Source organism: Photorhabdus aegyptia, from assembly GCF_000612035.1.
In the GTDB taxonomy this organism is placed as follows: domain Bacteria; phylum Pseudomonadota; class Gammaproteobacteria; order Enterobacterales; family Enterobacteriaceae; genus Photorhabdus; species Photorhabdus akhurstii.
The window spans coordinates 1-13,206 of sequence record NZ_JFGV01000100.1 but is presented as its reverse complement, the minus strand read 5'-3'; the positions used below and the strand labels follow the sequence as shown (position 1 = coordinate 13,206).

16 protein-coding genes are annotated in these 13,206 nt (G+C 47.0%); 1 reads left to right on the top strand and 15 read right to left on the bottom strand.

Annotated features, from left to right (window positions below):
• Positions 1–437: 437 nt before the first annotated feature.
• The 15 genes from BA1DRAFT_RS20645 to fliF form a co-directional block, all read right to left on the bottom strand.
• Entirely contained in the window at positions 438–845 is a 408-nt protein-coding gene (locus tag BA1DRAFT_RS20645; protein WP_036783305.1) for a cytidine deaminase, read from the bottom strand.
• Positions 846–1,039: 194 nt separating this feature from the next.
• On the bottom strand, positions 1,040–1,822 hold the full coding sequence (fliR, locus tag BA1DRAFT_RS20640) for a flagellar biosynthetic protein FliR (protein ID WP_036783302.1): 783 nt from the start codon (positions 1,820–1,822) through the stop codon (positions 1,040–1,042).
• Positions 1,823–1,824: 2 nt separating this feature from the next.
• Positions 1,825–2,094 carry a flagellar biosynthesis protein FliQ gene (fliQ, locus tag BA1DRAFT_RS20635; protein WP_036783299.1) on the bottom strand — a complete coding sequence of 90 codons (270 nt, stop codon included), beginning with the start codon at positions 2,092–2,094 and terminating at the stop codon, positions 1,825–1,827.
• A 20-nt stretch (positions 2,095–2,114) separates the two neighbouring features.
• A complete protein-coding gene (fliP, locus tag BA1DRAFT_RS20630; RefSeq protein WP_152544370.1) occupies positions 2,115–2,831 on the bottom strand; it encodes a flagellar type III secretion system pore protein FliP in 717 nt (238 codons plus the stop codon).
• Between the two features lie 49 nt (positions 2,832–2,880).
• On the bottom strand, positions 2,881–3,333 hold the full coding sequence (gene fliO / locus BA1DRAFT_RS20625; protein WP_036783296.1) for a flagellar biosynthetic protein FliO: 453 nt from the start codon (positions 3,331–3,333) through the stop codon (positions 2,881–2,883).
• Position 3,334: 1 nt separating this feature from the next.
• Positions 3,335–3,754, bottom strand: coding sequence for a flagellar motor switch protein FliN (gene fliN / locus BA1DRAFT_RS20620; protein WP_011146202.1), 420 nt, complete (start codon positions 3,752–3,754; stop codon positions 3,335–3,337).
• Positions 3,747–4,751 carry a flagellar motor switch protein FliM gene (gene fliM, locus BA1DRAFT_RS20615; protein WP_036783293.1) on the bottom strand — a complete coding sequence of 335 codons (1,005 nt, stop codon included), beginning with the start codon at positions 4,749–4,751 and terminating at the stop codon, positions 3,747–3,749. The genes fliN and fliM overlap by 8 nt, the downstream gene beginning before the upstream one ends.
• Before the next feature lie 5 nt (positions 4,752–4,756).
• Positions 4,757–5,233, bottom strand: coding sequence for a flagellar basal body-associated protein FliL (gene fliL / locus BA1DRAFT_RS20610; protein WP_036783291.1), 477 nt, complete (start codon positions 5,231–5,233; stop codon positions 4,757–4,759).
• Between the two features lie 68 nt (positions 5,234–5,301).
• On the bottom strand, positions 5,302–5,457 hold the full coding sequence (locus BA1DRAFT_RS23660; RefSeq protein ID WP_160170027.1) for a hypothetical protein: 156 nt from the start codon (positions 5,455–5,457) through the stop codon (positions 5,302–5,304).
• Between the two features lie 50 nt (positions 5,458–5,507).
• Positions 5,508–6,821 carry a flagellar hook-length control protein FliK gene (locus tag BA1DRAFT_RS20605; RefSeq protein ID WP_036783288.1) on the bottom strand — a complete coding sequence of 438 codons (1,314 nt, stop codon included), beginning with the start codon at positions 6,819–6,821 and terminating at the stop codon, positions 5,508–5,510.
• Positions 6,821–7,264, bottom strand: coding sequence for a flagellar export protein FliJ (gene fliJ, locus BA1DRAFT_RS20600; RefSeq protein WP_036783286.1), 444 nt, complete (start codon positions 7,262–7,264; stop codon positions 6,821–6,823). The genes BA1DRAFT_RS20605 and fliJ overlap by 1 nt, the downstream gene beginning before the upstream one ends.
• A 42-nt stretch (positions 7,265–7,306) precedes the next feature.
• The gene (gene fliI / locus BA1DRAFT_RS20595) at positions 7,307–8,671 is read right to left on the bottom strand and encodes a flagellar protein export ATPase FliI (protein WP_036783283.1); all 1,365 of its coding nucleotides are present in this window, start codon (positions 8,669–8,671) and stop codon (positions 7,307–7,309) included.
• Entirely contained in the window at positions 8,671–9,375 is a 705-nt protein-coding gene (gene fliH / locus BA1DRAFT_RS20590; RefSeq protein WP_036783280.1) for a flagellar assembly protein FliH, read from the bottom strand. Before fliH ends, fliI begins: the two co-directional genes overlap by 1 nt.
• On the bottom strand, positions 9,368–10,360 hold the full coding sequence (gene fliG / locus BA1DRAFT_RS20585; RefSeq protein ID WP_036783277.1) for a flagellar motor switch protein FliG: 993 nt from the start codon (positions 10,358–10,360) through the stop codon (positions 9,368–9,370). Before fliG ends, fliH begins: the two co-directional genes overlap by 8 nt.
• Positions 10,357–12,060: a flagellar basal-body MS-ring/collar protein FliF gene (gene fliF / locus BA1DRAFT_RS20580; RefSeq protein WP_036783274.1), complete on the bottom strand. Its 1,704-nt coding sequence runs from the start codon at positions 12,058–12,060 to the stop codon at positions 10,357–10,359. The genes fliG and fliF overlap by 4 nt, the downstream gene beginning before the upstream one ends.
• Positions 12,061–12,345: 285 nt before the next feature.
• On the opposite strand from fliF, the gene fliE reads away from it, so the two are divergent.
• Positions 12,346–12,657, top strand: a complete 312-nt coding sequence (gene fliE, locus BA1DRAFT_RS20575) for a flagellar hook-basal body complex protein FliE (RefSeq protein WP_036783271.1) — start codon at positions 12,346–12,348, stop codon at positions 12,655–12,657.
• Positions 12,658–13,206: the final 549 nt, after the last annotated feature.

Genomic DNA, 13,206 nt, shown 5'->3' with positions numbered 1-13,206 from the left:
GGACCGCTTTGTAATTGCTTGTTCTCAGGCAATTACGGTTGCTTCATGCCTTCGAATGGATAGAGGATCGACGATTGACTTGGTTAAATGGTCTGTTGAAACATGTGTTCAGCGTAAAAAGATATCACTTAAATGACCAGAGCGGGATTCTGTTTTACATAAAAAGTGATCAATGGGCGGACATCGATAATTTTGTTCAATTAATACGATTTTATCAATACACTCTGATTGCCATATTAAGAGTATGAAAAATAACAGGTACCGTGCACAAAAACATGGGCGCTGGTACCAATATTGACTTTGTTGTGTAACATATACCCTATGGATTTCAAGGTGCATCGCGATGGCAAAGGAGCGAATCCCTGGGAGCATAAACTATGTGACCGGGGTGAGTGAGTGCAGCCAACAAAGAGGCAGCTTGAAAGATAACGGGTATATTAGAGTTTTTCGCCATTAACGGCCGACCAATGATAAGGTTGCAATTCACGAATGGTTTTAAATAACAGCTCGTTTTTCTCATTAGACACAGCCGCTTTTACGGAACCTCCCCAATGAACCAGACGTTCCTGACATATTCCACAGGGTGACAAAATGATATATTCATAACCGGCATCTTCACGGCAGAGACATAAAGAGTGTGTTACCGCTTCATTCAGTTTATGGGCTTCTAAATAAGCGCCAACTTCCATACAAAGGGATAATGCGTCATTTTTGGTATCAGGGGCAATGCTAGTTAAGATTTTGCCCGATTCTGTCCGTACTGCGGCAGCGCCACCCCATCCCTTTGGGTATCGTTTTTCAATTAAGTTAACTGCGGCATGATATAACTCTTGCTCTATATTCATTAATTTATTGCTCCTATCTCGTTAGTCTATTTTATTTTTCTGGGTTAATAATATCTTTGAAAATAAGCTGTTAGTTAATTAAAATCCGCGTTTCTTTTACTTATCGATAAGATCTTATGCATAAAACAGTACAATTTATATCGTATAAAATACGGATGGTTTTTTCTAGGTAAACTTTGTGTTAAAAAATATCTTTAAATAATCATTCCATTTATGATTATTGCCAGTCGATTAAATAATTCACTAAACATACGCTCGGTAAATGGCGCTAACATCGGGATTAAGAGCGTGAGTACCAATATACCGGTAGTCAGTGTTAACGGAAAACCGACCACAAAGATGGAAAGTTGTGGTGTCATCCGGTTTAAAATCCCCAATGATAAATTCAGTGTTAATAACAGCGTAATTAATGGCAGAGCCAGCATCATGCCGTTGATAAATATCATACTGGCGCTTTGTGCTAGTAGTAAAAATCCTTGAGCGCTGAGTTGCAGTGGTTGTACCGGAATAATCTGGAATGTGTCTGCCAGAACCGATAATAGCCATAGGTGACCGTCAAAGGCCAAAAATAACAGTAAGGTCAAGAGGTTAAAGATTCGTGCCAATATAGGCATATTCGGGCCGCCGGAGGGATCAAAAAAGGTAGCGAATGAGAGCCCCATTTGTAAACCAATCACTTCACCGGCATGACGCACTGCGGCAAAGGCAATTTGCATTGTCAAGCCAAGTGATGCCCCAATCAGGATTTGCTGGAGCGTCACCCAGAATGCCGCAACAGAGAAAATAGGCACTTGCGCAGGTTGCAGGTTTGGCATCAAGAGCAGCGTTACCATCACTGCCAGTCCGATTTTGACTTTTTTAGGCGCCTGTTTTTCACTGAATAATGGCGCAGTGCTGAACAGCGCAAGCACCCGAACCAGCGGCCAGAAAAATTCACTGACGAACTGGATCAGCATTTCACTGTTAAAAGAGATCATAATTAGCCAATTATCACCGGTATGCTGCTGTAGAGTTCACGCATGTAGTCCAGAAATAGGTTTAGCATCCAAGGTCCGGCGATAACGGTAGTGACAAATACCGCCAGAATTTTGGGAATAAATGAGAGTGTCATTTCGTTAATCTGTGTTGCAGCTTGCAACAAGCTCACAATTAAACCACATAATAAAGCCGCTAACAGCAACGGCGCAGCTAGCGCCAATGCGACTTTCATGGCTTCTGTTCCCAATGCCATGACTGATTCAGGAGTCATAATGTTTGCCTCTTTTCAGGTCAACCGTAAAAACTTTGTGCCAGAGAACCCAGTAGTAATTGCCAGCCGTCAACCAGTACAAATAACATGAGCTTGAAGGGCAGTGAGATGGTGGCGGGGGGCACCATCATCATCCCCAATGCCATTAATACGCTGGCGACCACCAGGTCAATAATCAAAAATGGGATAAACAGGGTAAAACCAATCTGAAAAGCGGTTTTCAATTCGCTGGTGATAAATGCCGGCATTAATACTCGCATAGGAACAGAATCGGCAGTTTCAAATGGCGGTTGATCAGCAAGACGAGCAAACAGCGCTAAATCGTTTTCCCTTGTCTGACGCAACATAAATTGCCGTAATGGCTTGGCGCCATTTTCTAACGCGGTTTCCAAACTAATTTTATCTTCGCTGAAAGGCAGATACGCATCTTGATAAACTTTATCGAAAACCGGTGACATAATGAAAAACGTCATAAATAGCGCCAGTCCAAGCAAAACCTGATTAGGCGGCGCCGATGGCGTGCCTAAAGCATTCCGCAGTAAACCCAATACGATGATGATGCGGGTAAAACTGGTCATCATAAGTAAGGCTGCGGGAATAAAAGTCAGCGCGGTGATGAAAACTAACGTCTGAACTGGTAGTGACCAACTTTGTCCGCCGTTTGCCAGCGGTTGACTGATGATGCCCGGCAACTGTGCCATAGCATCCAGCGGTAAAATAAGCGCAGCGAGTATCATCCCCAGGCGGCATGACAATGCAAACTTATCCCTTGTCATAAAGAGAGAACTACTTTTTCTCATCATTCTTGCCTTGTCGCATCAGCGTGTTTTTTAAAATCTGACCAAACAGTGCCGGTTTTATAACTTGTCCTTCGGTGGTATCACGGTTGGATTCAGGTATTGGCATCTGATGTAATAAATTAATTTGCTGAGCAGTGACACCCAGTACCAGCCAGTTATCTTCAACTTCTACAATGACGACACGTTCACGCTGTCCCAGAGAACAACTGGCTTTGATACTCAATTGTTGCTGAGTTTTCCCTTTATTGGCAAACAGCCCCATGCGGCGTATTAGCCAAGTGAGGGTGAAGATTAACAGCAACACTCCCGCCAGCGCGCTGCTGACCTGCATCAGCGTCTGACCTGCGGGAAGCGGCGCGGATGTGGCGACTTGAGTAACCGTTTGGGTTTGCGCGGCAGGTTGTGCCGCGCCATTATGCAGAGAGGGCTGGAAAGCCATATTAACGACTCAGGCGACGCATACGTTCAGAAGGGGTGATAATATCGGTGATACGGATACCGTATTTGTCGGATACAACCACAACTTCACCCTGAGCAATCAGATATCCATTGATTAAAATATCCAACGGCTCTCCGGCAAGTCCATCAAGGGAGACCACTGAACCTTGAGATAGTCTCAGTAGTTGTTTGATGGTCATTTTTGTCCGGCCTAATTCTACGGATAATTTGACCGGAATATCCAGAATCAGGTCGATATCCGATAAGTGAGCCAGTGCATCCTGAGGCTCCAGAGATTCAAATATTGCCGCGCTGCTGTCCGAGGTTTGTTGTTGCGCGGCCTGTTGTTCCAGAGCTTCTGCCCACATATCTTCGGCAGATCCGGTTGCAGCGGTATCTGTGGGTTGCTTAGCATCACTCATTGGGCTGTTCCTCATCCAGAGCATTTAAAACAGGGTTAATAAGATGTTCGACTCGCAGGGCATATTGCCCGTTTAATGTTCCGTACTGACTGGTGAGCACCGGCACACCATCGACGTGAACGATCAGGCGTTCGGGTTTATCAATAGGTAAGATATCGCCCGGCTGAAGTTGCAGGATTTTTGACAGCCTCAGCGGGATATCAGCAAAGTTAGCGACCAGTTCCAGCTCTGAATGCTGAACCTGTTTTACCAGACTTTCCCGCCACAGGCTGTCTTCTTGCCGCACATTGTCCAGCGGTGGATTGGTTAGACGTTCCCGTAGGGGTTCGATCATGGCAAACGGAATACAGATGTTAAATTCACCACTCAATGCACCAATTTCCACTTGGAACGGCGTTGTCACCACAATATCGTTCGGTGATGTCGTAATGTTGGTGAATTTCACCTGCATTTCAGAGCGAATGTATTCCACTTCAATTTTGAAAATGGCGCTCCAGGCGTCACGATAGGAATCCAGCGCCATACGTAACATCCGGTTAATCACGCGTTGCTCAGTGTGGGTGAATTCACGGCCTTCTACTTTGGTCGGGAAACGTCCGTCCCCGCCAAACAGGTTGTCTACCGCGATGTAAACCAGGCTTGGTGCGAATGCAAACAGCGCTGTTCCTCTCAACGGTTTTAGATGAACCAGATTAAGGTTGGTCGGTACCGCCAGGTTACGGGCGAATTCATGATAAGGCTGAATTTTTATGGCGCCGACGGTAATGTCAGGACTACGGCGCAGCATGTTAAACAACCCCATCCTGAACTGACGGGCAAAGCGTTCATTAATAATTTCCAGTGCTTGCAGACGTTCCCGAATAACACGGCGTTGGGTATTGGGATCATAAGGGCGAACCTCATTTTCCCCGGACGCGGTATTTTCTGCATCGTCACTGGCGCTGTCGCCATTGAGCAGAGCATCAATCTCTGCCTGTGAAAGAATATTGTCACTCATGGTGATTATCGCAGAATAAACGTGGTAAACAGCACATCGGTGATGACCTGATCCGGCTCACCGGGCACCAAGGTTGGGAGAAGTGTTTGCTTGATGTCGTCCATCAGACGCAATTTACCGCTGTCATGAGCCAGTTCGGCCGATTTCTGGCGTGATAGCAGTAACAACATACGACTACGAACTTCCGGCAGATACTCGTGGAAACGCTGGCGAGTTTTTTCATCGGCTAAACGTAAAGTCACGCCAATGTAGAGCACTCGGTCAAAGTGATCTTCATTGTCGATCAGGTTGACGGTAAAAGGCTCCAGAGTCATAAAGACAGGGACTTCTATGGCTTTGGATGCTGTAGAATCACTCTCTTTTGCCTGCTTAAGCGCCCACCAACTGTATCCCCCGATGGCGGCGCCGATAACGGCAATCAGTACTAACAGTATCATCCCAAATGGATTTTTGCGTTTATGCTCGTAGCTATAGTCAGACATGGACAGACAAGTTCCTGTTTTTGTTGCGGATAAGTGTCCTCGCGTTCCGTGGTGGACTGACTTATCCATCAATATCGATGATCATTATCCCGCGTATTTCCGTAGGCAATAGCTGGAACAAACGGGGAAAAAACTACTAACTCGTTCGTTTGTTGTGAATCTGGTTTATACCCGTTATCTTTCAAGTTGCTGTTTTGTCGGCTGCTTTCACTTACCTCAGCCACTTAGTCACCCAGTAACATAGTTATTGATGCTGCTGGGGATTCGTTCATTATCAGGCGAAAATATCCACACCTCCCCGAACCGATGCCAGTTGATGAGGGGTTAAACGTACGGTGGATTCAATGGCGGAATGGGTTTCTGAGGCGGTATCAGCATTGCGGCTTGCGGTTCCGTCTGAATGTTGTGAATCAGAGCGTTGTTCTTGTTGCCACGGACTGGCGTTGTCACTGCTGACACTGCTTTGGGTCAGTTGAATACCACTTTCTGCCAGTGCGTGGCGAAGTCCAGGTAATGCGGCTTCCAGTGCCGCCCGGACATGGCTGTGAGCCGATGCCAGATGTAATTGCGCTTGATTATCTTCAACCGACATACGGATTTGCAAGGCGCCTAGCTCTTGTGGATGCAGGCGCAACTCTGCCTGTTGCAGGCCGTTGCGGTTAAATAAAATAATTTGCTGGTTTAATTGCTGTTGCCACTCTTCACTACCCAATTGGGCATTCAGTAAGGGGGTAGAGGCGCTGGATAACTGAAACTGGGCTGTCTGATTGTGCCCTGCGGAGAGCAGGGGAGAGGTTGTTACAGTGGCGATTTGCTGATTTTCAGTGGCGGTTGATGCGTGCTGGATCTCTGCTTGAGCGGTGGTCTGAATCAGTGCGGATTCACGTGGATGATTTTGCGTTGCACTTTCAGGTTGAATACCGTGTTGAATAGCTGCTGAGGCAAGCTTGGGTTTTACTGGCGAATGTTGCACCAGTCCATTTTCAGGTTTGGCTTTAAGAAGCATTTCCGCTTTTTCTGCTTCCTGTTTTAGCTGTTCTGGAATCGCTGTCAGAGGGTTTTCCTCAGTCGATAATCCCGTAGCGACTAATTCGTTAGCGTTAATTTGACGGTTTTTATCATTATGTTTGATGAGCCTGTCAGGTTGGAGGACACTTTTCGAGTTTTCAGGTTTGATGGCTAACCCAGATAATTGTATGGGTAAACTTGCCGCCAGTTCTTCTGCTGACATAAGTTTCTCATCAATGGAAACCGGTTGTTTGTTTGCATCGGCTTTTACATCAAGGGGAATCTGCGAGGAGGTAATAGACTCCGTTGGTATTTCATGTGGAATAAATGGTTCATTGGAAATAGATAGTTCGTTGGAGATAGATAATAGCGGCGACAAACCGTTGTCTGTATCATCTGTAATCTCTTCTTCTTTGGATGACACTTTTTCTGATTTGACCCCGCCTTTTTGCGCCAGTTCGGTTTCCAGATTAAGAAACTGAGCAAAAGTTGAAGGCTGATCGGCATCAGTGAGTGAATCACTACGAGTTGGCTGATTTTCTGTCGGTTTCAGGTCGGCAGGCAAAAGAGTGAGATTCATTATTTATTTCTCCATTGTGCGCTACGTTGGGCATACTCATCCATCTGTTTCTGCTCCGTTCTGTTCTGATGTAATCTTCGGTTGTTATCTGCCCGTTGTTGCAAAGTATCGAAGGCGTTGAGGCGCTGCTGTTTTTCCCGCCACTGTGATAAAGCTGTATCAAGCCGCTGTTGCCATTGATTGAGCTGCAATTTGTGCTGTTCAATCGCTTTTTCCAGCGTTTTCATGAATTGCTGATAATTTTGCCAAGTGGTGCATGGCATACCATTACTCAATGTGTCATTCAGTCGCTCCCGGTATTCATCCTGATAGCCCATCAATGTCGCGAGTTGTTGCTCCATTTGCTGATGGTTCTGACGAACTTGTGCCAGGTGAGTGGCGGCTTTTTCCACTGCATTTTGTGCAAGGTCACGCAAGGTCATGAGAGGTGATTGTTGCTGCATCTTATTCCTCGCTTTAATGGCAACACCCAGAAAATCGTTACGTTACGTAGGTAACAACTGTTGTAATTGAATGCAGGCAGCTTCATATTCACTGCGTTCTTCAATATCTTGCTGTAGAAATTGGGCCATGTAGGGATAGAGCTCAATGGCTTTATCCAATAGCGGATCACTGCCTGCCGCGTAAGCGCCGACGTTAATCAGATCACGGTTACGTTGATAGCTTGCGAGTAGTTGCTTGAACTGCTGTACCCGCCGGTAGTGCTGCTTATCAATAAGTGAGGTCATCGCGCGACTGATAGAGGCTTCAATATCAATGGCCGGGTAATGCCCTGATTCTGCCAGCGAACGGGAGAGGACAATGTGACCATCCAGAATTGCTCGGGCAGCATCGGCTATCGGATCTTGCTGATCATCACCTTCGGTGAGTACGGTGTAGAACGCGGTAATCGAACCGCCGCCATTCACCCCATTTCCTGCACGTTCCACAAGCGCAGGCAGTTTGGCGAAAACCGAAGGCGGATAACCTTTGGTTGCCGGAGGTTCGCCGATTGCCAGGGCAATTTCACGTTGCGCCATACTGTAACGGGTCAATGAATCCATAATCAGTAATACATGTTTACCTCGATCACGAAAATCTTCGGCGATACGGGTGGCGTAGGAGGCGCCTTGCATGCGCAACAGCGGCGAGATATCGGCGGGTGCGGCGACAACCACTGAGCGAGCTAAGCCAGCGGCGCCAAGGATGTTTTCAATAAAGTCTTTAACTTCTCGGCCACGTTCACCGATCAAGCCAACGACAATCACATCAGCTTGTGTATAACGCGCCATCATGCCAAGCAGGACACTTTTACCTACCCCGGAACCGGCAAACAACCCCATACGTTGCCCGCGGCCTACAGTCAGCAGGGCATTAATCGCCCGCACGCCGACATCCAACACATCACTGATTGGCGTACGTTGCAGAGGATTGATTGGCGGTGTGGTGAGTGGGGCGCGATAGCCGGTATCTGGCGAAGGAAACCCATCCAGTGGACGACCGGCGCCATCCAAAACTCGTCCTAACAGTTCCGGGCCAAGGGGTAACTGGCGCCCACTGCCGCAATCTTCACTGTACGGGCGGGCGTATACCCGAGCGCCGGGTACAATGCCTTCCAGATCTTCCAGTGGCATGAGAAGAAGTTTTTCGCCATTAAAACCGACAACTTCACTTTCAACTTCTTCAATATTGCTGCCATTTTGTCGTTCGATCAGACAGGTTGCCCCCAGAGGCAGATGTAAACCTGTCGCTTCCATAACCAGCCCAGTCGCTCTGGTCAGACGTCCATAACGACGAACCGGCGAGGTTTTCGCTAATTTCTTCTCAAAAGCATCCAGTGTCGCCAGCCAGCGCCCGAGTCTTGCTGTCATTACAATTCCCCCGGCGCGGCCAGTCGGCATAATTCATGCCAGCGGGTTGCCAGACTGGCATCTAAATCGCCTTCCTCTGCGCTGATTTTACAACCGCCAGGATGTAGCTTGTTATCTGCCAGTAAGCGCCAATCGTGTAGTGATAGCGTATTGCCTAGCTGTTGTTCAACCATTGGCATATCTTGTGGGTGAACCCGCAATTGGGGTTTACCGCTCAACATCGGTTCCTGTTGAATAAATTCACGGATCTGATTGAGCAGGGCAGTGCCATCACAGATCGCGGGCTGACCTAAGATCTGCTTTGCGGCGGTCAGTGCTAGTTGCATCAAGCGGGAGGCAATGATCGTGTCCAGTCCTTCCAGTGAATGTTGGAAATCCGCTAGCAGATTTTGCCACTGCTCGGTGATAGGTTGCTGTTGCTGGATAGCCTCTTTTCGTCCCTGTTCCAAACCGGCTTCTAAGCCGACCTGATAGCCTTTTTCATAACCTTGTGCTTGACCTTCGCTAAATCCCTGTTCATGGCCTGCTTGTCGGGCCTGCTCTTTCAGGTTATCCAGCATTGCCGCCTGTTCAAGGATTTCATTACACTCTGACTCTTCTTGCGAGTCATCAACGGGCTCTGGTTTGGCCCGTAGTTTTTCCCACTGTGTGAGTTCGTTTGGTTTCCAGGGTTGCCAGTCAGCATGGTTTAACTTATCAGACATAGCTATCGTCGCCACCATTCAGGATAATCTCGCCGCTTTCTGCCAGACGACGAACAATAAGCAGAATCGCTTTCTGTTCGCTCTCCACTTGCGACATCCGCACCGGACCACGGTTTGCCAGGTCATCGCGCATAATCTCTGCGGCACGTTGAGACATATTGTTGAGGAAATGATCACGCAGTTGCTGGTTGCAGCCTTTCAGCGCAATGAGCAGGGAATCCGTGGTGATTTCCTGCAACAGACGCTGGATACTGCGGTCATCCACATCGATAAGATTTTCGAACAGGAACATTTCATCGATGATTTTTTGTGCCAGCTCATTATCGTAGGCACGCATGGCTTCGATAACATTCTCTTCTTGCTGACTTTTCATCAGGTTGATAATTTCAGCCGCAGTACGAATACCGCCCATTTTGCTGCGCTTGAGATTCTGGCCGTCCAACAGGTTATTGAGTACTTCTGTCAGTTCAGCCAGTGCCGCCGGTTGTACGCCACCGAAAGTGGCAATACGTAGCATGATGTCGTTGCGTAATTTGTCATCAAACAGCGCCAGGATATCGGCTGCCTGTCCGCGATTTAAATGAACCAGAATGGTGGCGATAATCTGTGGATGCTCTTCACGGATCATATCGGCTGCCATTTGAGGCTCCATAAAGTTGAGAGTCTCAATACCAGTGGTGGTTTCACGGGATTCGAGAATATCCTCAAGCAGACTGGAAGCGCGTTCTTCACCTAGCGCTTTAATTAACACTGAACGCAAATAGTCACTGGCGTTGATACTCAGGGCCGCATACTGGCCGGCATCTTCTTCAAACTCTGCCAGTACATCCACCAGTTGCTGGTTAGAGATTTGGCGCATGCCTGCCATTGTGATACTGAGTTGCTGGACTTCCCTGGAGTTCAGGTGTTTAAACACCTCGGCCGCCTGATCTTCTCCCAGGGTCATTAACATGACGGCGCTTTTTTCTGTTCCGTTCAGGCTCATTGTTCGTTACTCATCCATTGACGGATCACCAGCGCCACTACGCGAGGATCTTTTTCTGCCAGCTCGCGAATGCGTTGGCTTTGAATTTCAGCACTGACTCGTTGACGTGTCAGTTTCTGGCGCGTTTTTTCATCCATTTCCGCACTAGATTCAGTCACTTGTCTCTTCTGAACTTTTTGTGCTTCGAGGGCGGCTTTTTCTGCGGCGCGTTTTTTGGCAAGTTGAGGAACCACCATTTTGCGCCACAGCAGCCATGCCACCAGAATCAATAGCAGGTAGCGGCCAAAATCGAAGGCTTTTTCCAACAGAACCGGGTTCTGCCAGACAGGAATAACCTCGATATTTTCTTTGCTTTCAGTAAATGGCGTGTTAACCACATTCAAACTGTCGCCACGCTCTTTAGAAAAGCCCATCGCTTCTCTGGTCAGCGCTTCTATTTTTGCCAATTGCTCAGGGGTTAGCGCCTGAGTTTCCGGGCCATTTTTGCCTTCTACCGTGACATAATTGACGACAACGGCGACGGATAAGCGTTCAACACCGCCGGCTTGCTGTTGCACATGACGAATAGTCCGGTCCACTTCATAGTTTGTGGTTTCGTCACGGCGGTTATTGCGATTATTGTTCACCATGCGCTCATTACTGTTACCGGCGGATGATGTTTTCTTATCGCTCTTGTCGCTTTTATTGTTCTCTTTGGCATTCGGTTTATCAATCGGCGCACTCGGCGGCGGGCTAGGTTGATTGGAAAGCGCACCGGGAATACCGCCAACCTGAGGGCCGCCGCTCTGCTCGCTTTCACTCAACTGTTTTGAGCGAACCGCAGCCTGATTAGGGGGTTGATTAGGCTTATATTCTTCCGCCGTCTCTTCACGGCGTGAAAAATCCACCTGTGCCGTCACTTGTGCGTGAACGTTACCACGACCGACAACCGGGGTTAGAATCGCTTCGATACGATGCTGGAAACGATTTTCCACTTCCTGAATGTATTTCAGTTGACTGGTATTGAGATCGCGCCCGGTTGCATCGGCTTGGGTCAATAGACGTCCGGTCTGATCAACGATGGTGACATTGCCCGGTGGTAAGCCAGCGACACTGCTGGAAACCATATGGACGATGGCGTTTATCTGGCCTTCATCCAGAGTACGGCCTTGCAGTAATCCGACAGTAACGGAAGCTGAGGGCGATTTCTGTTCACGGACAAACAGCGAGGGTTTGGGGAGTGCCAGGTGAACACGGGCATTTTGCACCGGCCCCAACGATTCAATGGTGCGTGACAGTTCACCTTCCAATGCCCTTTGGTAGTTAACTTGCTCACTAAATTGGCTGATGCCAAACTTTTCTTTATCGAGTAGTTCGAATCCAGCAGCTCCACCCTTAGGCAACCCTTGTTGTGCCAATCTTAGCCGTGTCTCATGCACCTGTTCGGCAGGGATCATGATCGCAGCGCCATTCTCGGCAAAACGGTAAGGGATATTTAATTGGGTTAATTGGGTGACAATATCGCCACCATCTTTATCGCTCAGATTACTGTAAAGCACCCGATAATCGGGGCTGCGTAACCACAGGAAAAGGGCAATGACAATCGCAACGGCTGCGCTGCCGGCAACTAATAATGGCACTTTAGGATCAGCTTTTATCTGGTTAATGATAGCACTGAAACCTTTAGTTTGATTTTCAACGTCGGTTGTTGCGGCACTCATAGACGATCCTTGCCTTGCTGTTCAACATGAATACTAAAAGCGTGGCGTAACAAAACAGACTCCCCATACGCAAGCGAAAAAATTCTTCCTATTTTCAGTTTTGTCATTATTCGCTGTTCACTCATCTTTTAATGGCACAATAAGCCCTGACTTTTTACTTTAATTACCCGCTTTAGATCGAGAGGGCTATGTTAGGGTGGCAGTCTAAAAATATGCCGTATATTACCTTGGGTTAATATGGCATTGAATTGCGTAGGGTATAGGGTGGTTTAACACGAGGTTTTTATGTCAATTCAGGCAATTGAAGGCGTGCTGCAACAAATGCAAGCTCAGGCATTACAGGCAGCCAGTATCGCAAAACCAATACCGTTGCAGAGCGGATTTGCCAGTCAACTGATGGCGGCGGTGGGTAAAATCAATCAAACACGTTTGAATGCCACAAAGCAAACTCAGGATTTTACCCTGGGTGTACCCGGTGTTGAATTGAATGATGTGATGGTGGAGATGCAGAAATCCAGTATCGCTTTGCAAATGGGCGTCCAGGTAAGAAATAAGCTGGTGGCTTCTTATCAGGAGATTATGAATATGCAGGTGTAGGTATGTTAATTTATTGATGTCTATCGTTATCAACCTTTTGTATTTCCTGTGTGGGGCATGAGTGGGTATTTGGGCTAATTTTTTATTTTAGTAACGAATTTGAACATCACTATTTTCATTCATGTCTCATAGATGTTACAAACCATTTGTGATGGAAGATGACCTATTTGTATTGCAATAACAGAAGGATTGAACACGCCAGATGACATCTTGGATATATATGTGAGTCTGGTTTGGTATTTCTTTCGTGGTAATTTTTCTCAGTTAATATCTTTTTGTCAAGAAAGTTTGCGTTTGCTGTTAGCTCGTTATCAACGCGAGCAAACAGAATAATCACAATGCAAAGCATATCACTCTTATAATTTCAATATTCTATTGTGTGGTTAAATAAAGAAAGACTTTAATTATCGGTATTTTCTATTGAAAACTATAAAAAACATAAAATAAGTAAATCATCTGTCATTCCGCACCGTATTTCTGATTTAAAAATAGTGTGATCTTACACAGGTTTTTTGTATTGATGACATCGGTGGGGTTGACGGTAATCGC